The organism is Bacillus cereus group sp. MYBK216-1 (assembly GCF_051916495.1).
Taxonomy (GTDB): Bacteria; Bacillota; Bacilli; order Bacillales; family Bacillaceae_G; genus Bacillus_A; species Bacillus_A thuringiensis_K.
The window spans coordinates 1-22,843 of the sequence record NZ_JBQAGT010000011.1; the positions used below are offsets into that span (position 1 = coordinate 1).

Consider the following 22,843-nt stretch of genomic DNA (forward strand, 5'->3'; position numbering starts at 1 on the left):
GCTCCGGTACTTCCCGTGACTCCTGTATTTCCCGTTGGACCTGTATCTCCCGTGGCTCCTGTACTTCCCGTTGAACCCGTATTTCCTGTTGGTCCTGTGCTTCCGGTTGAACCCGTTACTCCCGTTGGACCTGTTTCTCCGGTTGCCCCGGTACTTCCCGTTGTCCCTGTCATTCCAGTCGGTACTGGAGGGAAAGTAGGGCCGACAAGATCTGAGGATAACTTAAAATTAGAATTTATCAACCTCTGTATTTTTTGATTTTCATCATTTCCTTCCACTACTCCCACCACCTCCCAAAAAATACAACTACAAAATATGTTTCATATAAGGTGAAACATATTTTGTAGGAGGGTCTTACTGCCCGTTAATGCGGGATAAAAACCCACCTTCTATTTGAATTGTATTTTTCAAAAAGGCCTCCAATACTACTTTTCAAACAATTACTCCTATTTTTATGCTATATAAACTCTTCTTATAAACAAAAACTCCCCCTATGATTTTAGGGGAGTCCAGCAGTCGAATCAAAATTATCTGTATTAGGGACAGCTTGTGCTATACTCGAAACATTTGCACTTTGCCCCATGTTTGTTCCTGTTACAGTACCAGCAGGAGTGCCTCTTGTATATGTTGTCGTCACCGAATCACCCGGCTGTAAACAAAGCTTCGTCTCCGTCCCTATTACTGTAACAACATCAATCCAAGTGCACCCCATTGAACCACTGTATGATTTCGAAGCAGTAAATGAAGTATCACTCAAATTATCACCGGTAAATATATTTCCAGTATTATTCACAATAACAAACTCTTTTATATGAGCAGGCATAATTACACTCTACCTTTCATCTATGAACCTAATGTACGTGTACTCGTTGCTAATGGCGGAAGAAACACTGATGTTCTAATGACCGCTTCTGGCTGTCTTTTCCCATTTAAAAAAATAGCCGCACTCGACCCTCCAGCACCTGCATATACTTTTGCTACAGCTAAAGGCGAGATATCATAACAGTCGCCGACATTAACAGCTCCTGTATTATTAATAATTTTTACTTTACGCAAATTAATCCCCATTTCCCCCTCCTCCTTTTTTATACTGTATGCAAAAGAAAAAAACTTGAAACAGACTCGTTTCAAGTTTTTAGCTATTAACTATTTCGTTTCACCTTCATATTGAAGCATACCGCCAACCATGTTCACTGTTTTAAATCCTTGCTCATTTAAATAATGACATACATTTTCACTGCGCATTCCTGAACGACAAATAAAGATATATTCATTCTCTTTATTAAAGAAATCTACTTTATGTGGGATATCGCCCATTTTAATATGTACAGCTTCTGGAATCTTTCCTGCCGCTACTTCTTCATCTTCTCTTACGTCTACTAAAAATAACGTTTCTCCATTTTCTAAACGCTCTTGTACCTCTTCTGTAGTAATTGTTTTAACTTCTGTCATATGTAGTTCCTCCTTATATACAATAAAACCTTTAGTTTCTTTTTCACAAACATTCTCTACCAATTTTAGCACGCAAAAGAAAGAACGCAAAGAATCGAAAAACTATTTCTCAATTTTCTCGCAAAACTTATTCTTTACAAACATAACTCTTGCATTGTATCCTCAATATACTTGTTTTATGAAAGGAGCCAATGAAAATGACACTTTCCCTTTTCATAATGGGCATCATTTTCTTAATCGCTGCAATTATTACTCTTAGTATGAAAAATAATAAAAAAATAAAATCAACACAAGAAATGTCATTCTTATTTCTATTGCTTAGCATAGCGTTTTTCGGTATAGCAATCGCTACATATATTTTCCGTCTACAAATCATGTAAAAAAAGGTGCCTACTACAAACATTGCACCTTTTCCCCATCATTTGTCTTCTAAGCAAAACTAGATACTCTCCGATTTAAAAATTCATAAACTTTCTTTTCAAATAAATGAATATCAAATGCTCCCGCCATATGCCCATTTATACTTTCTATCTCATACACTTCCGCATACTTCCCTTGTTTTTGCAAAATATCTACCATTTTATAGTTGTAACGAGAGGGCTGAAGCAAATCTTGTTTACACGGAATCATAAGTACATTCGCTTCTATGTTAGAAAGAGATTCTTCTAGTGAAGAAAACCCATGTGCAATATCATGCAATAAAACTGCCTTCGCAGTATACATCCATGAATTTGCATCTACTAACTCTATACTTGTATATGTCGCTTTATTTATCTCTTTTTCAAATGATGTTAATGTAGAAAACTTTTCATAAGGTTCTACCTCTATACTGTTACGAGGAAATGCCATTTCATAAAAATGCTCATCAAACGCGTTCATAAACATCATTCTATTTGCTAAATGAAGCCCCTTTATCGGCTGCTCTTCTCCATATTTTCCATCTTTCCAACTTGGATCCAGCCGAATTGCTTCAATCGCATTTTGCGCTACGTTTACTGACGTAATAATTGGATTTTGTGGGTTCGTAATAACGCCAATCATCCGCTCTACCATATGTGGATAGTGAACCGCCCATTGTTGTGCAATCATTCCCCCCGCCGACGGTCCAATTACAGCGTGTATCCTTGAAATTCCCATACCTTTTATTAACTCATATTGCATACGAGCTACATCAAGAAATGTAAAAACCGGAAAATCCATAGCATATTCTTCTCCAGTTTCTGGATTAATTGATTTCGGTCCTGTTGTAATCACATATGGATTTCTCACCTGCACATTACAAAGATTATCTGCACATATAACAAAATATTTATTTGTATCAATTGCTTTTCCAGGTCCAATGAGCCCATCCCACCAACCAGACTCCTCATCATGCACTGTATATTTTCCTGCCGCATGACTTGTTGCACTAAAATAATGACAAACCAAAATCACATTTGACCTTTCTCTATTTAAAGTGCCATATGTCTCGTATCCCATTTGAATAGGAATTTCTCTGCCATTTTCAAACGTAAACTCTTTTAACACAAACTTCTCCTTTTTTACAATTTGCACAGACTCTTCCTCTCTCCGTTATAGTATGAACTGCTTACTAAAGATTTTTTTCCATGCAAACTAATCTCCTTCTTCTTTTCATAAATAAATGAATAATATACAAAATTAGCCACAAAATAGCACTATATTACAAGATTAAAGAGGGCGTACATATGATTTGGAATTGGTTACGTAAGAAAAAAAAATCAAATACGACAGAAAAAAACGAAACAGATAATTCGGAGCAACAACCTAACAATCAAGATGATGATAACAAAGAACAGACTAGAAGTATGAAACATAATAAAGATAACAATGGAGAACAAAAAAAAGAGGAACATAAGGAATCTTCTCAAGACAAACAGCAAAATTCTAAACTGGGCGACTCTGCTCAGGATAAGCAACAAAGCTCTAAACAAGATGACTCGAATCAAGATAAACAACAAAGCTCTAAACAAGACGAATCAATTCAGGGTAAGCAACAAAGCTCTAAACAAGACGAATCAATTCAGGATAAACAACAAAGCTCTAAACAAGACGAATCAATTCAGGGTAAGCAACAAAGCTCTAAACAAGACGAATCGAATCAGGATAAACAACAAAGCTCTAAACAAGATGACTCGAATCAAGATAAACAACAAAACTCTAAACAAGACGAATCGAATCAGGATAAACAACAAAGCTCTAAACAAGATGACTCGAATCAAGATAAACAACAAAGCTCTAAACAAGACGAATCAATTCAGGATAAACAACAAAGTTTGAAACAAGATGAATCCAACCAGGATAAACAGCAAGATTCTAAGCAAAACGACTCAGCTCAGGATAAACAGCAACGCTCTAAACAAGATGATTCGAATCAAGATAAACAGCAAAGCTCTGGAAGTAATAGTATTTATGACTTTACAAAACCAGAAGAAGACCGTATTCATTCTCTACAAGATTTAATAGAAAAGCTCAAAAAGTCTAGTGATTTTGTTAATTACCATACATCTGACGATGAAACGATGCCTTATTGGATTTCTTACTATCGACCTTCGCTTGATGGAGAGAAATTACAAAAGTACTTAATGCCTACTCTTTTAGAACGACCTAACGCTTCACTAGAAGAACTAAAAGAACATATTCCGATGAGCGGGATTACAATTACGAATGACCTACAAAAAATTGAGGATATGGTTTTAAAGGGGCATGCAATTATTCAATTGAATCAGCAAAATCAAAAGTGTCTGCTTGCAAACATTGCAATTGATACGTATCGGGCACCAAGCCCTCCTTTAAACGAATCGACTGTTATCGGTCCTCAAGAAGGTTTTGTAGAGGATATTGATACAAATATTAATTTAGTTCGAAAACGTCTTCCTGTTTTAGATTTACAAACAAAAGAAATAATTGTCGGCGAATTTTCAAAAACAAAGGTTGTCATGATGTATTTAGATAATCTTGCTGAAAAAGAGAATGTAGAGTTTCTAGAGGAATCATTACGTGCTCTTGAATATGATCAAATTAATGATAGTGCTTACTTACAAGAATTAACGGGTGAAAAATCAATTTTCCCACTCTATATCAATACAGAACGCAATGATAGAGTTACAAAAGCACTAATTGATGGAAAAATCGCTATCTTTGTCGACGGTTCACCGAACGTTCTATTAACTCCTGTATCATATTTCGATTTCTTTATTTCACCAGAAGATTATAATGTCTCTTGGCTATATGCAACATTTTCAAGAGTTTTACGCCTTATCGCTGTTCTTTTCTCAATTTGTGCAGCTCCATTATATGTTGCTGTTTTAAATTATCATTATGAACTCATTCCAAGTGATTTGCTGGAAACATTAATTTTATCTAGAGCACAAGTCCCATTCCCACCTCTAATTGAAGCACTTTTTTTGGAATTAGTTATCGATTTGTTAAGAGAAGCTGGTGCAAGGTTACCAATGAAGGTCGGTCAAACACTTGGTATTGTAGGCGGTATCGTAATTGGGCAAGCATCTGTACAAGCTGGTTTAACGAGTAATATTTTATTAATTATCGTTGCCTTATCAGCACTTGCTTCCTTTATTACACCTATTTATAAAATGGGGAACGCTGTTCGGTTACTACGCTTTCCGTTTCTCATATTTGCAGAAATAGGAGGACTTTTCGGGATTTCTCTTGGATTTATCTTTTTATTTACTCATCTATTTAGACTTACTTCCTTACGTAAGCCATACGCTTTGTTTTATCCAACAAGACAACAATCTGTTAAAGATTCTTGGATTCGTTTTCCCTTAACAATGATTGATACAAGGGATGTACAAGCGAGGCCACAACATGTAAAAAAATCAGCAAAAGGAATTTCAACAAAACATAGATCAGACTTTGATGATTAAGGAATGAGGTGCATTGATGAGTAAAGTTCAAGAAAAATATCAAATATCTCCTATCTTTGTTTTCTTCTTAATTCACGGTGCACAGTTTGGTGCTGGCGTTCTCGGATTCGCTCGAATCACCGCAAAAGCCGCTGGATACGACGGATGGATAGGCGTTCTAATCACAGGAATCTGTATCCAGATTCTTATATGGATGATGTATTTTTTATTAAAAGAAACAAACGGAAATTTAATTGATTTACAACGACAAACCTTTGGAAAGTGGATAGGGAACGTCTTTAATATCATCTTTGCAGCTTATTTTTTAATCGTCAGTATTTCGGTTATTCGAACGTATGTTGAAATTATTCAAGTATGGATGTTCCCAACTGCCTCCACCTTTATGTTAACACTTTTTTTGTGCCTAGTTAGCTATTACATCATTTCTTCTGGATTTCGTGTCATTACTGGCATTTGCGTCATCTCTGTTGGTGGTACACTAGGGTATTTATTTCTAAGCTTATTCGTTTTGAAATACTCACATTGGGAGAATTTATTACCCATTTTCACACATTCTTTTTCAGATATTTTAAAATCCGCTCAACTGTCAATCTACAGTATGACTGGTTTTGAGATTTACCTCATGGTTTATCCATTTGTGAAAAACCCTAAACAATCTCATAAATTTGCTCAATATGGGGCACTATTCTCAAACCTTCTATATTTATTTAGCACCCTTTTAGCCTTTTCGTTTTTTAGTGAAAAACAATTATTAAAAACGATATGGGCCCAACTTTCTATGACCCAAGTTATTCAATTACCATTTATAGAAAGATTAGAATATATTGCAATCTCAGGCTATGCACTCGTTATTATTTCAAGTTTTATCCTCCCTTTATGGGCGTCAATGAGAGCAACTCACGAAATATTCCGTGTAAAACAAAGAGGTGTTTTAATCGCTTTTATCATTATCACCCTCATTGTTTCACAACTTTTAACAAACAGACACGATATTAATAATTTTATTAGTAATGCATCAAAAGGAAGCTTTTGGCTCATTTATGTATACATCCCAATTCTATTTATTATTGTGTGGGTGAAAAGAAAATGGAAAAAATCAAAAATAAATTAATACTTATCTCTTGTATAACACTCTTTAGTCTAACTGGATGTTTACAAAAAAATATTATTGATGACGTACACCTTATCCAAGGAACTGTCTTCGATGTAGCAAAAGATAATAAAATAAAGGTAACATTTGTTTGTCCTATTCAGCAAAAAGGGAACAAAGTTCAAGTTTTTGAAGGAACAGCAAATGCGGTAAAACAAGTAAAAGCTGACACATCTTTAGAGTCTTCTCAACCATTTGCTAGTGGGCAAATGCGGGTTGCTCTATTTACCACCCGAATCGCTAAGAAAGGAATGGTTGCTTCCTTCGATACATTAATTCGCGATGTAAACATTGGTAATGCCTTATATGTTGCTTTACTTGAAGGTAATGGTACTGAACTTTTAAAAGGAAAATACACGACTTCATCCAACGTTGCGATTTATATAAAAAAAATGCTAGAACATAATATGGAGACCGGTCCTTTACCAACAGATAATCTGCATGTAGGAGCATTCCGTTATTATCAAGTAGGGCAAGACTACTATATTCCAATTTTAAAGAAACATGGTGATAAAATAAAAATCACGGGAATTGGTCTTTTTAAAAAGGATAAATACGTTGGTAAAATCGCGGAAACAGATATGTTTATATTTAAAGGACTGTTAGAAGAGCATAAGTTAGATTCACATGAATTTAAAGCAGATCCTGGGTACGTAATGATTAACAATATTCGTTCTGTTCCAACATACGATATAAAAATAAAAAACGGAAAGCCCTCCTTTTCCATTCATGTGAAGCTTGATGCCCGTATTCAAGAAGTATCGAAACAAATTAACTTAGAGAATGCTAAGAACACAAAAAAGATTGAGAAGGTCGTTCAAAAACAATTGGAGACACAAGGTAAGAAATTAATTAAGCAGTTTAAATCTTTAGATGTCGATCCTCTCGGGCTAGGAGCTAAATATAAGCAACATTATCGCCCATTTAAATTAGAAAAGTGGAAACAAATGTACAAAGATGTTCCAGTTACTATAAAATACACCGTAGATATTACAAATTCTGGTGTAATTGAATGAGAAATGATTGAACTCCTCTCTCCAGCATGATACAACGGAGAGAGGAGTTTTTTATTATCAAATAGAGAGAAGATATTTATGGGGGAGCTTATGTCTAAAAAATTAGTAAAGCCTATTTTAAATGGTATTTTATTTCTCACCGTCTTTTTATTTGCTCATACATATTTAAAAAATGTTTCCTTCACACGTTATTTACTTGTCGTTATACCAATGTTGCTCGTCGGTATGTTTGGCATCGACCTTATTTTATCCATTTTAATAAAAGAAGAAAAATAACGAGCAGGGCCGTCCCAAAAGTATTCCGGGATGGCTTTCTTTTATTAATTGGTTTATGTTTTGTCGTTTAGTCAATATAATCTTTCCCTATCTTAACTAAAAGATGAAACTTTTGAACAGTCCCTTTTCATTTCATAATCACCCTATGTTACAATGAAATTCGGACAAAGCGAGAAAGGATGAAACAACATGACAAACGAAAAAGGTCTAGATAAAGGATACGAACTTGTTGCAAAAATGCATAAAGAGTTCGGACACCCTGTGACAAATACTCCAACAAAACTAACAGAAGAACGTGCAAAAATCCGTGCAAGTTTTATGCAAGAAGAGCTAGAAGAATTTCTGGAAGCAACGACTGTTGAAGATCAATATGATGCACTAATTGACCTTATTTACTTTGCATTCGGAACGTTTGCCGAAATGGGTGTACGTCCTGATAAAGGATTCGAAATTGTAAATAACGCAAACATGGCAAAACTATTCCCTGATGGAAAACCTCGATTCCGTGAAGGCGACGGCAAAATTCTAAAACCAGAAGGCTGGCAAGCACCAGAACCACAACTTCGTGCTGAAATCGAACGTCAGCGCCAAGAAGCTGAAAAAAACTGCTAGAATTTCCTAGCAGTTTTTTATTATGTCTTTTTTTCTGGAATTCATTAATGACCCACGTGTCCAGCGTGCCCTGCTGCTCCACTAATGCTAGCCGCTCCTGCCGCTGCCCCTGCTCCTCCTGCTCCAATTCCTCCTGTCCAAGGAGAAGATTGTTGTTGATACTGTTGGTATTGTTGGTGCTGTTGACCGTGTTGGCCGTGCTGACCTTGATGACCGTGCTGACCTTGATGGCCGTGCTGACCTTGATGGCCGTGCTGACCATGGTGGCCGTGTTGACCTTGATGATGGTGGTGTCCATGGTGACCGTGTTGGCCTTGATGATGATGTCCATGATGACCGTGTTGATCTTGGTGATGATGGTGTCCATGATGGCCGTGTTGACCTTGGTGATGATGGTGTCCATGATGGCCGTGTTGACCTTGGTGATGATGGTGTCCATGATGGCCGTGTTGACCTTGGTGATGATGGTGTCCATGATGACCGTGTTGACCTTGGTGATGATGGTGTCCATGATGGCCTTGATGGTGGTGATGTCCATGATGACCGTGAACAACTTGCGGATACCCACCTATTCCTCCAGCTACAACACCTATTCCTGGTACCGGAAATCCTGTCTGTACGCCAGCTACTGATGTTGGGAAGCTTCCTGTTACTGTAGGCATTCCAACCCCTGCTGTCGAAAAGCCTCCCATTGATGTAGGCATTCCAGTTTGCATGCCAGCTACCGATGTTGGAAATCCGCCCGAGCCTCCACCCATCCAGCTCGGAATTCCACCGTATCCTTGTTGGTCAGCTCCTCCCATTAACATCATTTGTTCATAACTACCCGATCCACCTCCGAAGAAGCCATGTGGTGCATTATTGTCCATCCCTTTCATTCCTTTCACCTCTTCTACTCAATTTAGCCTACCTTTTTTATCATATTTCCTATAGAAAAATAGGTGTTTGTCTGTATGGGAATTCCGCTCTTTTATTTGTACGTAATGGAATAATTAAAAACTTAGACTAATCTAATCCAGAGATGATTTTCTACACAAAAAAGCTCAGAGCCTAAATGCTCTGAGCTTTTATTTAGCGTTAATTAGTTTGCAACAACGTTAACAAGTTTTCCAGGAACAACAATTACTTTACGAACTGTTTTCCCTTCAATTTGGTCTTGAATTGCTTCAAGTGCAAGTTGTTCCATTTCTTCTTTTGATGCGTCTTTACTCATTGTTAGTTTCGCGCGAACTTTGCCCATGACTTGAACAACGATTTCAACTTCATCTTCTACAAGTTTAGACTCATCAAATGTTGGCCAGCTTGCATATGTGATTGTTTCATTGTATCCAAGTCTGCTCCATAGCTCTTCCCCGATGTGAGGTGCAACTGGTGCAATCATTTTTACGAAACCTTCTACATATTCTTTCGGAAGTGTTTCAGCTTTGTATGCATCGTTGATGAATACCATCATTTGAGAAATCGCTGTGTTAAAGCGAAGCTCTGCATAGTCTTCTGTTACTTTCTTCACTGTTTGGTGGTAAGCTTTTTCAAGCTCTTTATTTGGTGCATCCGTAATTTTCTCACTTAATTCACCGTTCTCTTGAACGAATAAACGCCATACACGGTCTAGGAAACGACGAGCTCCATCAAGGCCATTTTCAGACCAAGCGATTGAAGCATCTAATGGTCCCATGAACATTTCGTATAGACGAAGTGTATCTGCACCGTGGCTTGCTACGATATCATCAGGGTTTACAACGTTACCTTTTGATTTACTCATTTTCTCGTTGTTTTCACCTAGAATCATACCTTGGTTGAATAATTGTTGGAACGGCTCTTTCGTTGGAACTACACCGATGTCGTATAATACTTTGTGCCAGAAACGAGCATATAGTAAGTGAAGTACAGCGTGTTCTGCTCCGCCGATATAAATATCAACTGGAAGCCATTGTTTTACTTTTTCAGGATCTACAAGTGCTTCACTATTGTTTGGATCGATGTAACGTAAGTAATACCAGCAGCTACCAGCCCATTGTGGCATTGTATTTGTTTCACGGCGACCTTTTTTACCAGTCTCAGGGTCAACAACATTTACCCACTCATCAATGTTAGCAAGTGGTGATTCACCTGTACCTGAAGGACGGATGTTTTCTGTTTTTGGAAGAACTAATGGTAATTCTTCTTCTTTCACAGCTGTCATTGTGCCATCTTCCCAGTGAATTACTGGAATTGGCTCACCCCAGTAACGTTGACGACTGAATAACCAGTCACGTAGACGGTACGTTACTTTTTGATTTCCTGCGCTTGTTACTTCAAGCCATTCAATCATTTTTGCGATTGCTTCTTCTTTATTTAAACCATCAAGGAATGCTGAGTTTACGTGTGCACCATCACCTGTGTACACTTCTTTCGTAATGTCTCCGCCTTTTACAACTTCCTTCATTGGAAGATTGAATACTGATGCGAATTCATAGTCACGCTCATCATGAGCTGGAACTGCCATTACAGCACCTGTTCCGTAAGTTGCAAGAACGTAGTCAGCGATCCAGATTGGTAATTTCTCACCGTTTACTGGGTTAACTGCGTAAGCACCAGTGAATACACCAGTTTTCTCTTTCGCAAGTTCTGTACGCTCTAGGTCACTCTTCATTTTTACAGCGTTAATGTAAGCTTCTACCGCTTCTTTTTGTTCTGCTGTTGTAATTTCTGCAACAAGTGCATGTTCCGGAGCAAGTACACAGTATGTTGCTCCAAATAGTGTATCAGGGCGTGTTGTGAAAACTGTGAACTTCTCATCTGTACCGTCGATGTTGAAATGTACTTCTGCACCTTCAGAGCGACCGATCCAGTTACGTTGCATATCTTTTAAGCTTTCAGGCCAATCAAGCTCATCTAGATCTTCTAATAGACGATCTCCGTAAGCTGTAATTTTTAACATCCACTGTCTCATCGGACGACGCTCAACTGGATGTCCACCGCGCTCACTCTTACCGTCAATGATCTCTTCGTTTGCAAGTACTGTACCAAGTGCTGGGCACCAGTTTACAGGTACTTCATCAACGTAAGCTAAGCCTTTTTCAAATAGTTTTAGGAAAATCCATTGTGTCCACTTGTAATAGTTTGGATCTGTTGTATTTACTTCACGGTCCCAATCGTAAGAGAAACCTAATGATTTAATTTGGTTACGGAACGTATTAATATTATGCTCTGTAAATTCAGCTGGGCTGTTTCCAGTATCAAGTGCATATTGCTCTGCTGGAAGACCGAATGCATCCCATCCCATTGGATGAAGAACATTATATCCTTGCATACGCTTCATACGAGATAAAATATCTGTCGCTGTATAACCTTCTGGATGTCCTACGTGTAGGCCTGCACCTGATGGATATGGGAACATATCTAGTGCATAAAATTTTGGTTTTTCTGTCTCATCTGGCGTACGGAATGTTTTATTCTCTTCCCAGTACCCTTGCCACTTCTTCTCAATTTCTTGATGATTAAAGCTCATGAGATACCCTCCTTGAAATTCTATTTATTTTCACCGCCCAAAATACAAAAAACCTCTCATCCCTAGAAAGGGACGAGAGGTTATAGATTCCCGCGGTACCACCCTAAATTAATGTACAAATATACATTCGCTTAGATCCGTAACGTGGATTAACGGCAATTGCTACTATTAGTTTCACAACTGCAACTCAAAGGCGAGTTCATAACGAAACGTGGATTGACTTGCACCGACCGTCAACTCTCTAAACCAGCTTCTATTACTACTACTCCTTCTCACTGTTATTACACATATAAGTTAAGTGAACTATCCTTCACCTAGTATCTCTTAAGAGCTTACTTAAAGCGAGGACTTCTCGGTTAATCGTTACTCTTAATAACTAACGAATTCATCTTAAGACAGCCGAGCTATCTCCCTTGTTCTAAAGGTTGTTTTATTTAAATATATTCTAAAACATGTTACATGTTCCGTCAAACTAAACTGCAATTTTTTCTTCAACTGTTTCTTCTACTTTTACTCGTTTATCATAAATGCTCGTTGCTATAAGCGCTATTACAAGCATTACCATGATTGCTATAAACAATACTTCCATATTGTATAAATCCACAATTGCTCCGCCAACGACCGGCCCGAACATTTTCCCTACAGTCGCCGCACTATTTACAACCCCTTGATAAAAACCTAATTTATCTTTTGGTGCAAGTATATTTGCAATCGTTGGAACCGCAGGCCATACAAATAACTCACCAATTGTTAATGTTACCATCGCAACGAGGAACATCGTAAATTGCTGCGCTTGGCTTAACACAATGAATGACGCCGCAAAAATGAAAATACCAATCATAATTTGCTGTTTTAAAGAACGCTTCATCCAGCGAATTAGCATACTAACAAGTGGTTGCGCACAAACGATCATTGCTCCGTTTATCGTCCATAATAAACTATAATGACGAAGACTAATGTTTAATTCTTGCATATGTGTTGCAATTGCACCTTGCCACTGTACGTATGTAACCCAGCATAAAGCATATGCTACACACACGATAAGAAGTGCTTTAAATCCAGGTGTAAGTGACCAACCTTTTTTCGTTTCGACTTCTTTTTGTACTCCTGGCTCCTTCTTGTCTTCCATACCACGGAATCCAATAAAAGCAATTAAGAAGAAAACAAAGTATAAAATAAAGTTCGCTAAGAAAATATAATCAAAACGATACGAAGCAACTAATCCACCACACGCTGTTCCAATCGCAATACCAACGTTTTGTCCAACATACATCGCATTAAATGCTCGTCTTCCGCCCTCTGGCCAAACTGTACCGACCATCGCATACATCGATGGGAAGACCATTCCAGAACCGAAGCCGATTAACGCTAGCCACACAACGTATAAAGGCCAACCGTGGAAGAACACTAGACCTAAAATTGATACAAGTGTAATCACAATCCCTACTAAAGTTGATTTATAACCGCCCCATTTATCAAATAAAACACCGCCGAGCAAGTTTCCGATTACACCAGTAAGCGAGTTAATCATTAATACCATTCCGGCCACAGATAAAGATTTTCCTAAGTGATCATGCAAATAAATTGTATTAAAAGGCCATAAAAAAGAAGCACCCGTGACATTAATAATCATCCCAGCTACTAATAGCCATACTTTCCTTGGCATAGTTTCCCCTCCTATTCTATTTTTTTCGTTCATATATATAACAGTAAAATTGTAGTCGTTTTTAAATAGGAAGGCAACTGATTAATAGTTGATGAAATTCAGATAACGGTTCATCGGTAAATGAAATTATACTGATTGCTACTTGGATTATATCAGCGATTATTAGAATATATCGGCGCAACTACAAATATATCAGCTATTATTAAAATATATCGACTTACCGACAAAAAATGACAACAGTAACAATATATAAAAGGGTGGACTGCATGAAATTTTCATGCAGTCCACCCTTATTTGTACTATCCAGCTTCTTTTTCTCGCTTCGCACGTTCTTTAGCGCTCCATTTAAATATTTTATCTAGTAAAGAATATATTCTCCCAGATTCTTTCGTTAACAAAGGTCCTAACGATGCCAATATTAAAACATACAAGGCTGAGAATGGTTTAATCGTTGCCATTAAGCCACCCGCAATTCCAATATTCGCGACGATAATGGAAAACTCTCCGCGTGATACAAGTGTTAAACCAATATTCGTAGAAGCCTTATGCGATAATCCCGCTTTACGCCCCGCAACCATTCCAGCGGTAAAATTACCGATAAGAGTAATGAAAACTGCTCCTAATGCCAACCACACTGCTCCGCCAAGTGAAAATGGATCTATACTTAAACCGAAGCTGAAAAAGAATATAGCTCCAAAGAAATCACGAAACGGAACAACGAGCTGTTCAATTCGATCACTATGCTCTGTTTCAGAAAAAACGAGTCCTAGTAATAATGCTCCAATTGCCTCTGCAACATGAATCGTTTCTGAAAATCCTGCTACAAAGAACAAAATAGCGAATATTACAATAATAAAAATTTCATTGGACGAAATATCTAACATTTTATTTAAAAATCGTGTAGCTTTTCTAGCAACTATAAAGAATAATAACATATACCCTACTGCGATTAAAATAGATGTAAGAGCACCTACAAATGACGTTGCCCCTCCGAGTACTAACCCTGAAACCACTGATAAATATACCGCTAAAAAGATATCATCAAACATAATGATTCCTAAAATTAGCTCCGTCTCTTTATTACCAGATCTTCTTAAATCAACAATTACTTTCGCAACAATTGCACTCGATGAAATTGTTATGATCCCAGCAATAATTAATGTTTCTAATAAGGGGAAACCCATTATATATCCGTAAAGTAAACCTAATATAAAATTAAGCGATATATGAACAGTTCCTCCAAAAGCGATTGATTTTCCTGATTTAATTAATTTTTTAATTGAGAATTCTAAGCCTAAATAGAATAAGAGGAATATAACGCCAACACGGCCGAGGAAGGAAATAACTTCTCCGCTTTCAATAAATCTTAAATCGATAAGCCCTAAATCCGGGGCATGGGGACCCACTAGCATGCCGAGTATTATGAGAAACGGAATAATCGAGAACTTTAACTTTGCAGCGAGAATAGCTGCAAAAGCGACTAATACTAACGCAGTTCCAACTTCAAAGATTAAAGTATCCATCGATTATGAATCCCCTCCTACTGAAAGCAACTCATTAATAATTCTTTTTACTTCATGTCTCTCGCCTGATAATACGAGCATATCACCAGCTTCAATGATAGAATCTGGACCTGGATTAAAGAACTTCTTCATATTTTTTTTCAAAATGGCAATAATCGTTACGTTATATGTGTTTCGGACATGTAAACTACCAATTGTTTTTTGTACGACTGGTGCATTATTTTCCACCTTAAACCACTCAATTGATAATCCTTCAAAAGCCATTTCAATTGTATCTAAAGCTTGTGGTCTATATACCATTCCGCCCAATATAGCTGCAATTTGTCTCGCTTCGGAATCACGAAGAGAGACGCTTGAAATACTCTCCTCATGATCAGCATCAAAATGGTACATTTCTCTTCGGCCATCATCATGAATAACGATAACCATCTTTTCATTACCTTTTGTAATCACTTCAAACTTACATCCAATACCCGGCAGTTCACTCTCTCTAATATTCATATTTTCCGCCTCCTAATTTTTTTAGTTACGGCTTTTATAAATCGACATCAATCTCCGTTTTAAAGGGCTCATCCTTTGAGATACCTAAATACTTTAGCGTCTCTGATGGAGTCGCGTGATGGAAATGTTTTTGCAATAACGCAATCGCTATCCCTCTTTTGTACGCATGAAATCCAAACGTTTTTCGCATTGAATTTGTTCCAATCTTACCAACAACTCCAACTGCTTCTGCAGCATTATGAATTACACGATACGCTTGTTGGCGCGTAATTGAATTTGGCGTTTTATTAGATTGAAATACGTAATTTTCTCTTTTAACGCCAATAGATTGTACGTAATCTAAAAGCGCTTTTTTTACTTTTGTATTTAAATAAATATCTTGTTTAAATTTTTCATCTTTCACAGGAAGAGTATAAAACTCTTTAACAGTCCCATCTTCATTTAATACATCTTCAAATTTCATACTAAGTAGTTCTGTAATTTTTAATCCTGTGTTAATTCCCATAACAAATAAAAGATAATCTCGCTGGGAGTGCTCTTTTAAATATTTTTTCATAGCCTCAATTTGGCTTATATCTTTTAATGGCTCTACAACTTCCATACATGTATTCTCCTCATCTTATGAACGGTAATTTTTTCATTATGTTGTTCATTTTACCTTATCATGCTATGAGATTTCCATGTGTTATCCATTATTTTCACAATATACTCAGGTGGTTCTGAAAATTTTCAATGTGGAAACTTACGATTGTATAAATACGTTGCGGTAAAAAATGTGGGGATAAAAGTTCAATTTCTTTCTACAGATTGGATTCCTCCTTTCCCTATCCAGCTACTTCTACTTTTATATTACGTTACTTATTTACATTATATTATATATTTCAGTAACGTCAAAGTATTTTTTCTGAAAATAAAAAAACCGAGCAGTTTCGCTCGGTTTTTTTTATTAATCTTCCTTAGGAAGAACAATTCCTTTATACAATTGAACTGTAATGAAGTAATAAATCGTGTAAATAACTACGAAAATTACAATTGGCACCCAAATACGGAAGTACGGATCGATTAAAATAAATCCGAAAATATTCATACCAACTAATACGTGTGCAATACCTACAATTGCTGGGAATAGGAATACTAAGAATAACTCTTTATAAATTGATTTTGTTAATAATTCACGGCGCACCCCGATTTTACGAAGCATTTGATAACGCGTAATATCTTTTGATGCACCAGAGAGAATTTTAAACATAAGACAACTTGCCATCATTGCTAAGAAAGCAATTCCAAGGAAGAAGCCCATAAATACTGTTCCGCTCGCAACGCCATAGAACATGTCGTAAGCTCGATATTTACTATCTAATCTTTCAATTGCTATATTTTTATATTTATCTAGTTGCAACTCGTCAAGTTTTTTCCATTCTTTTATGTGTGCTTCAAAATCATCTGTTTTTCCAGTAAATACAATTCCTTCTTTACCATTTACAGTATCGTACATTTTTTGATCTACAATTTTAATTGCATGATCTTCATGTACATAGAATGGCTGGATTGTTCTAAAAGCCTCATCCCATTCTTCTGGAAGTGCTTTAGCATTCGCATCTTTTTCATTCATTTCTCTAGAAACTGCACCTACTGGCAGTTCTGCTGAAACTTTCTTCGTGTTCACTAAATCCTTCATCGATTTCATCTTTGCCATATCTCTTACTAAAGGACGATTTTTCTCTAAATCTTCTTTTACATAGTAAACATATTTATTATCAACTTTGTAACGATATTCATTTTTCTCTTTAAATGTAATACCGTCTAAAACTTTCTTTTCTTCAGCTGTTGGATTATGAACAACTGAATCGTAAATTACTAAACCATCAACCATTTTTATAACGTTATTTTTAAACGCCATACCACCTGAAATTGCACCGGCTCCAAGAGCAACTAACATCGCTACTGTTGCAAGTACCTTTGTTAGGCTATTAATACGGAAATTTAATTGTGCAAATGTAAAAGCGTTAAGTCCTTTTTCACTACGCTTTTTATTACCCTTTAACTTTTTAATAAAGACTGGGAGAAGTGATCCAAACAGCATGTAAGTACCAGCTGTTGTTGTAATTAATGCAATAATGATTCCCATTTCTCTTAGTTTTTCCATGTAAATCATTGATGCATAGCCCATTCCTAATAAAATAACCGCAAGGAATGCAACTACACCTGTCATTTTTCCTTTTACCGCAACACGTTCTGTTTGTGCATCTGCATGTACAAGTTGCAGTACAGAAATACGTGATAATTTAATACTGTTCATAATTGCGGATAATACAAATAGTGCAAAGAAGAAGATGCAAGTAACAGTCATTGATGGTAAATAAAATGCTTTATAGCCTTTACCAGCAAATTCTAATTGTTTCATTAATAGCTGTCCGATACCTTCTGCAAGGCCTACTCCAACTATAATACCAATCGCAAGAGACGCAGCACCTAGTACGATTGTTTCGATAAACATAAGTAATGTAACTTTATGCTTTTTTGCTCCTAACATCATATACATACCAAACTCTTTTTGACGAAGAGATAGTAAGAAAGAGTTCGCATATAAAATATAGAAGAACGTTATAATAGCTAGTAAAAATGAACCTGCTTGGAATACAAATCCAATTTGACCAATAGTAGAATTTTCCTTAAGGAAGGCCTCATTTAACGCTAATGTTTGGAACATATAAAAAATTGAAATGGACATGACAAGACCAACAAGTAAGACGATATAATCTTTCAGCTTACTTTTTAGCCCTGACATGGAAAGTTTAAATAACATGCTCTAGAACCTCCCTTCTTATGCTTTTTGTGTGCCTAAGTCTGCAAGCACGTCTAAAATTTCTTTATAAAACTCTTCACGTGTACCGCCTCGATGAATTTCTTTATATAGCTCACCATCTTGAATGAATAAAATACGCTGGCAGTAACTTGCACTATACGGATCATGTGTAACCATCATAATAGATACGCCTTGATCTTTATTTAAGTTTGTCATCGCATCAAGTAAACTCGCTGCATTTTTAGAATCAAGCGCTCCTGTTGGCTCGTCCCCTAAAATAATTGCAGGCTCATGCACTAAAGCACGCGCTGCTGCCGAACGTTGCTTTTGCCCACCAGATACTTCAGATGGGTACTTTTGAAGTATTTCTGTAATTCCTAACATATCCGCTACTTTCTCGACTTTTGGTCCAATGTTACGTGATGGAACACCTTGCAAGGAAAGTGGAAGTGCGATGTTTTCATAAATAGATAAGTTTTCTAATAAATTAAAATCTTGGAAGATGAATCCTAACTTTTGTGAACGGAAATCTGAAAGCTCACCTTGTTTCATTTTTGTAATATCCGTACCTGCAATTTCAACAACGCCGCCCGTTGCTTTATCCAGCGTTGAAATTACATTTAATAATGTCGTTTTACCAGAACCAGATGGTCCCATAACCCCTACAAACTCACCCTCTTGAATTGAGAATGAAACACCTTTTAACGCGTGTGATTGATTCTCACCTTTTTTACCGTACACTTTTTGAACGTTTTTCACGTCTACAACTGGTTTCGTCATATATATCCTCCTACGCTTGTTTTTCCATTACCTATTTTGCGCCTTTTGGCGATGAACTGCTATTTGTTAACATTACATTTACCTTACACTTTTGTAATATAAAAAAGGTGTGCTTGTAAGCTTGGCTTTTACTACTAGTTCGTTTTTTGACACAGTAAATCGATAAATGAAATTATATCGGCGATTCCCTCACTTTTATCAGCGATTTTCAAAATATATCGACTTACCGACAAAAACTGACAATACAAATAGGCTGTTCCGCAAAAGGAACAGCCCACTTCTTTCTTTATCCCTCTTTAATGGGCAGTAAGACCCCCACTGATTAAAGTTTCACTTTATTTCTTTAAAGGTGTTACCGTCCAATACGTAATAACACGCCAAATCCATTCTAGTGGACCCATCTTAAAGATTTTCATCCAAATCATACTAAATACAATTTGAATTGCATAAATTGCGATACACACATATAACGTCTGCATGTATGTTAAGTTTCCTGCAAAGTTAAATACACTACCGGCAATTAAAATCATTGCAGTTTGTCCAATATAATTTGTTAACGCCATACGTCCATAATATTTCAGTGGTGCTAACAATCTTTGAACTGGTTTTAATTGAAGTAATAAAATTAACGCTCCAACATAGAAAGCTGAAATGATTGGTCCCACTGTAACACCAATTTTTAAAAATTGGCTTGCAGCGTCCATTGTTCCATCTTCATTCATTAGTATCATATTTACAAATGGATCAGCAGGCACGTGCCCGTATTGATACCATACAGCTACGACACTTAAAACAAACATAACACCTGTAAAAATAGCTACTTTCTTTATGTTCTGCGTGAGATTTTCAAATACACGATATTGTCCTGCAGCAAGTCCTAATAAAATTAAGCCAAGTGGTAATAGTTCTTTAACACCCATTACACTAAAAACAATTGTTAAAATAAGACCAATAACTAAGTTCACTTGTTTTTTCGCTTTATAAAATGGCAAAACGATTAACCCGCAAATTGCATATAACGTTAATGCTTCTCCAGGCTGAAACATGTAATGAATCAAACCGAAAATAAATAGTGCCACTAAGCGGCGTAGAAATAGAATGTATCCATTCTTCCCCTTCGCAATTGCTCTAGAGATAAAGATATAGAATCCTACTCCAAATAAGAATGAGAAAATTGAGAAGAAACGACCTTCTACAAATAAGTATAGAAACCTTTGATAGCTGGCATCTACTGTATTAGGATCTGGAATTTTAATGTTAAGTAGTGCAAGAATATTTACTAAAATAATCCCCAGTAGTGCGAAGCCACGAATGTAATCTAACTCATCAATTCGTTTATTTGTAATATTGTTCCCCATAAAGCAACTCCTTGTCTAAAATGTAATCCTCCCTTACTCTACTGGAAATGTGATTTTACAACTATCGGCAAACCTTACAGCAATCTTACATTATTGTCATATAACAAAATAAAACCAGGTCATATTTCGACCTGGTTTACTCTGATTGTTTCGATTTTTGCGGTTGTCCTTTTTTACTGTTACGCTGTTTTACTTGAACAATCGGATCAAGTTCATTTGAAAACTCTGCGTTATGTCCATTTTGCGTTTTTTGCTCTGGGTTATTTTGATCTGAACGTTTCGCCATTACATTCACTCCTTATTAGTGGGGTGTAATAATCATTTGATGTTGCAATTGGCGAATTGCCATACGTGCTCTATTTAACTGCTCACGTTGCTCATCATTCGCATGTTGTTGCATCGTTTGTAAATCGTTATATGCTTGTTCTAATTGTAACTGCGCATCCGAATACTCCATCGTATTGTAATGCTCTTGTCTCATGCCTTGGTCTAATTGTTCTTTCGCATATTCCACCGCTTGTTCCGCTTGTGTAATATACGATTCAAGTGATTGACGCTCTGCCATAATTGTCCCTCCTTGCTTCAATTCCCCTTTAGTGTGTCCCTTCCATCTAAACCTTATGAGTATGTTATAATGTATTTTGTTTCATTTTGACTCGGCTTAGGAGGGAAAATAATGAAGGTTCAAAACCCTTTTCCATATACAAACGACAATAAACGTTATCATACATGGAATTACCATTTACGAAATGAATTTGGTGAAAAAATCTTTAAAGTTTCATTAGATGCTGGCTTCGATTGCCCGAACCGTGATGGTACAGTTGCTTATGGCGGTTGTACATTTTGCAGTGCTGCTGGATCTGGTGACTTCGCTGGCAATCGCCGCGATGATGTTATAACGCAATATCATGAAATGAAAGAAAAAATGCGCTCAAAGTGGAAAGACGGAAAATGTATCGCTTATTTCCAGGCGTACACAAATACACATGCACCACTTGAAGTGTTAAAAGAAAAATTCGAACCGCTTCTAGCAGAAAAAGACGTTGTCGGTCTTTCTATCGCAACTCGTCCAGATTGTTTACCAGACGATGTTGTTGCATATTTAGCGGACTTAAATAAACGCACATACCTTTGGGTTGAACTCGGACTACAAACTGTTCATGAACGAACTGCAAACCTTATTAACCGCGCTCACGATTATCCGTCTTATGTGGAAGGTGTAAATAAATTACGCAAGCATGGTATTCGAGTTTGCTCTCATATTATTAACGGCCTTCCACTTGAAGATTACGACATGATGATGGAAACAGCTCGTGAAGTTGCGAAGCTTGATGTACAAGGAATTAAAATCCACTTACTTCACTTATTAAAAGGAACACCAATGGTGAAACAATATGAAAAAGGACAACTAGAATTCCTTTCTCTTGAGGATTACGTAAATCTCGTTGTTGACCAACTTGAAATTATTCCAGAAGACGTAATTGTGCACCGTATCACAGGTGACGGTCCACCTGATTTAATGATTGGTCCAATGTGGAGCTTAAATAAATGGGAAGTATTAAATTCCATCGATGCAGAATTTGTACGCCGCGGAAGCTGGCAAGGAAAATATGCAAATGAGGAGAAACAAAAATGAAATTAGAACGTGTATTACCGTTTGCTCGCACTCTCTTGCAAACGGCAGTAAAAGAAGGCGATTACGCTGTAGATGCAACTTTAGGAAACGGCCATGACACTTGCTTCCTAGCTGAAATCGTTGGCGATAACGGAAAAGTATTTGGATTTGATATTCAAAAAGAGGCGATTGAAAGCTCAACAACTCGTCTAAAAGAAAAAGAACTTTTCGAACGTACTGTTTTAGTTCATGATAGTCACGATACACTCCTATCCGTATTACCAGAAGGTGCAAAAGGAAAAGTAACAGGCGCAATTTTCAACTTAGGTTACCTTCCTGGCGGAGACAAACATATCGTCACAAAACCGAACTCAACAATTTCAGCAATTGAACAATTACTAGAAGTAATGACGCCTCAAGGTATCATCGTCCTTGTCATTTACCACGGACATCCAGAAGGACAAGTAGAACGCGACGCTGTTCTCAAATTCGCCGAAGAACTAGACCAAAAACAAGCTCACGTACTGCGATATGGCTTCATTAACCAGCAAAATAACCCACCATTTATTGTGGCGATTGAGAAACGATAAAGTGAAACTTTAATCAGTGGGGGGAATCCCCCACTGATTATTAGTTGAACCAATCGGGCATTTATGGGCAGTTTATCTCCCAACTAATTTCTTTGCTCCA

At 36.9% G+C, this 22,843-nt stretch carries 23 protein-coding genes, 1 pseudogene and 1 other annotated feature; of the genes and pseudogenes, 8 read left to right on the forward strand and 16 right to left on the reverse strand.

Translation table 11 applies throughout. The features are described 5' to 3' along the window. From ACTFRH_RS25645 to ACTFRH_RS25660, 4 genes and pseudogenes are all read right to left on the reverse strand, one after another. Window positions 1-278, reverse strand: a pseudogene (locus tag ACTFRH_RS25645) (BclA C-terminal domain-containing protein); the annotation flags it as partial. Between the two features lie 221 nt (window positions 279-499). After that, entirely contained in the window at window positions 500-823 is a 324-nt protein-coding gene (locus ACTFRH_RS25650) for a hypothetical protein (protein WP_001110851.1), read from the reverse strand. A gap of 20 nt (window positions 824-843) precedes the next feature. Then, the gene (locus tag ACTFRH_RS25655) at window positions 844-1,068 is read right to left on the reverse strand and encodes a spore germination protein (RefSeq protein ID WP_000512463.1); all 225 of its coding nucleotides are present in this window, start codon (window positions 1,066-1,068) and stop codon (window positions 844-846) included. A gap of 78 nt (window positions 1,069-1,146) precedes the next feature. Further along, window positions 1,147-1,452 (reverse strand): rhodanese-like domain-containing protein, encoded by a 306-nt coding sequence (locus ACTFRH_RS25660; RefSeq protein ID WP_000141207.1) that lies wholly within the window; start codon window positions 1,450-1,452, stop codon window positions 1,147-1,149. Between the two features lie 197 nt (window positions 1,453-1,649). On the opposite strand from ACTFRH_RS25660, the gene ACTFRH_RS25665 reads away from it, so the two are divergent. Further along, window positions 1,650-1,832, forward strand: coding sequence for a hypothetical protein (locus ACTFRH_RS25665; protein ID WP_000175904.1), 183 nt, complete (start codon window positions 1,650-1,652; stop codon window positions 1,830-1,832). Between the two features lie 49 nt (window positions 1,833-1,881). Here the strand turns inward: ACTFRH_RS25665 and ACTFRH_RS25670 are convergent, their stop codons facing one another. Further along, window positions 1,882-3,006: an alpha/beta fold hydrolase gene (locus ACTFRH_RS25670; protein ID WP_001167617.1), complete on the reverse strand. Its 1,125-nt coding sequence runs from the start codon at window positions 3,004-3,006 to the stop codon at window positions 1,882-1,884. 152 nt (window positions 3,007-3,158) lie between these two features. Between ACTFRH_RS25670 and ACTFRH_RS25675 the strand changes: the two genes are divergently transcribed. From ACTFRH_RS25675 to ACTFRH_RS25695, 5 genes are all read left to right on the forward strand, one after another. Further along, the gene (locus ACTFRH_RS25675) at window positions 3,159-5,360 is read left to right on the forward strand and encodes a spore germination protein (protein ID WP_440049329.1); all 2,202 of its coding nucleotides are present in this window, start codon (window positions 3,159-3,161) and stop codon (window positions 5,358-5,360) included. Window positions 5,361-5,376: 16 nt separating this feature from the next. Then, complete coding sequence (locus tag ACTFRH_RS25680) at window positions 5,377-6,471, forward strand: spore germination protein (RefSeq protein ID WP_000049066.1); 1,095 nt, start codon at window positions 5,377-5,379, stop codon at window positions 6,469-6,471. Beyond that, a complete protein-coding gene (locus tag ACTFRH_RS25685) occupies window positions 6,447-7,526 on the forward strand; it encodes a Ger(x)C family spore germination protein (RefSeq protein ID WP_000411351.1) in 1,080 nt (359 codons plus the stop codon). The genes ACTFRH_RS25680 and ACTFRH_RS25685 overlap by 25 nt, the downstream gene beginning before the upstream one ends. Window positions 7,527-7,616: 90 nt before the next feature. Beyond that, entirely contained in the window at window positions 7,617-7,802 is a 186-nt protein-coding gene (locus tag ACTFRH_RS25690) for a hypothetical protein (protein WP_000038786.1), read from the forward strand. Window positions 7,803-7,991: 189 nt separating this feature from the next. Then, on the forward strand, window positions 7,992-8,414 hold the full coding sequence (locus tag ACTFRH_RS25695) for a hypothetical protein (RefSeq protein WP_000180559.1): 423 nt from the start codon (window positions 7,992-7,994) through the stop codon (window positions 8,412-8,414). 44 nt (window positions 8,415-8,458) lie between these two features. Here the strand turns inward: ACTFRH_RS25695 and ACTFRH_RS25700 are convergent, their stop codons facing one another. The 11 genes from ACTFRH_RS25700 to ACTFRH_RS25750 form a co-directional block, all read right to left on the reverse strand. Further along, window positions 8,459-9,292 (reverse strand): hypothetical protein, encoded by an 834-nt coding sequence (locus ACTFRH_RS25700; RefSeq protein WP_440048828.1) that lies wholly within the window; start codon window positions 9,290-9,292, stop codon window positions 8,459-8,461. A gap of 203 nt (window positions 9,293-9,495) precedes the next feature. Then, a complete protein-coding gene (gene leuS, locus ACTFRH_RS25705) occupies window positions 9,496-11,904 on the reverse strand; it encodes a leucine--tRNA ligase (RefSeq protein ID WP_000009467.1) in 2,409 nt (802 codons plus the stop codon). A gap of 65 nt (window positions 11,905-11,969) precedes the next feature. Continuing rightward, window positions 11,970-12,189: a binding site (T-box leader), on the reverse strand. A gap of 187 nt (window positions 12,190-12,376) precedes the next feature. Next, the gene (locus ACTFRH_RS25710) at window positions 12,377-13,570 is read right to left on the reverse strand and encodes an MDR family MFS transporter (protein ID WP_001137560.1); all 1,194 of its coding nucleotides are present in this window, start codon (window positions 13,568-13,570) and stop codon (window positions 12,377-12,379) included. 299 nt (window positions 13,571-13,869) lie between these two features. Further along, on the reverse strand, window positions 13,870-15,093 hold the full coding sequence (locus ACTFRH_RS25715) for a cation:proton antiporter (protein WP_000380170.1): 1,224 nt from the start codon (window positions 15,091-15,093) through the stop codon (window positions 13,870-13,872). 3 nt (window positions 15,094-15,096) lie between these two features. Next, a complete protein-coding gene (locus ACTFRH_RS25720) occupies window positions 15,097-15,594 on the reverse strand; it encodes a cation:proton antiporter regulatory subunit (protein ID WP_001026053.1) in 498 nt (165 codons plus the stop codon). Between the two features lie 34 nt (window positions 15,595-15,628). Then, window positions 15,629-16,195 carry a tyrosine-type recombinase/integrase gene (locus tag ACTFRH_RS25725; RefSeq protein ID WP_000454232.1) on the reverse strand — a complete coding sequence of 189 codons (567 nt, stop codon included), beginning with the start codon at window positions 16,193-16,195 and terminating at the stop codon, window positions 15,629-15,631. A gap of 345 nt (window positions 16,196-16,540) precedes the next feature. Beyond that, complete coding sequence (locus tag ACTFRH_RS25730) at window positions 16,541-18,400, reverse strand: FtsX-like permease family protein (RefSeq protein ID WP_000897755.1); 1,860 nt, start codon at window positions 18,398-18,400, stop codon at window positions 16,541-16,543. A gap of 18 nt (window positions 18,401-18,418) precedes the next feature. Next, window positions 18,419-19,180: an ABC transporter ATP-binding protein gene (locus tag ACTFRH_RS25735; RefSeq protein ID WP_000165861.1), complete on the reverse strand. Its 762-nt coding sequence runs from the start codon at window positions 19,178-19,180 to the stop codon at window positions 18,419-18,421. A 335-nt stretch (window positions 19,181-19,515) separates the two neighbouring features. Further along, a complete protein-coding gene (locus ACTFRH_RS25740) occupies window positions 19,516-20,538 on the reverse strand; it encodes a DUF418 domain-containing protein (protein ID WP_000527704.1) in 1,023 nt (340 codons plus the stop codon). Window positions 20,539-20,674: 136 nt separating this feature from the next. Continuing rightward, window positions 20,675-20,824, reverse strand: coding sequence for a hypothetical protein (locus ACTFRH_RS25745; protein ID WP_001129340.1), 150 nt, complete (start codon window positions 20,822-20,824; stop codon window positions 20,675-20,677). A 15-nt stretch (window positions 20,825-20,839) separates the two neighbouring features. Then, the gene (locus ACTFRH_RS25750) at window positions 20,840-21,103 is read right to left on the reverse strand and encodes a YtzC family protein (protein ID WP_000840869.1); all 264 of its coding nucleotides are present in this window, start codon (window positions 21,101-21,103) and stop codon (window positions 20,840-20,842) included. Window positions 21,104-21,214: 111 nt separating this feature from the next. Here ACTFRH_RS25750 and ACTFRH_RS25755 point away from each other — a divergent pair, with 111 nt between their 5' ends. Further along, window positions 21,215-22,174: a TIGR01212 family radical SAM protein gene (locus ACTFRH_RS25755; protein WP_000868042.1), complete on the forward strand. Its 960-nt coding sequence runs from the start codon at window positions 21,215-21,217 to the stop codon at window positions 22,172-22,174. Then, window positions 22,171-22,743: a class I SAM-dependent methyltransferase gene (locus ACTFRH_RS25760; RefSeq protein WP_000764494.1), complete on the forward strand. Its 573-nt coding sequence runs from the start codon at window positions 22,171-22,173 to the stop codon at window positions 22,741-22,743. Before ACTFRH_RS25755 ends, ACTFRH_RS25760 begins: the two co-directional genes overlap by 4 nt. Window positions 22,744-22,843 lie beyond the last annotated feature (100 nt).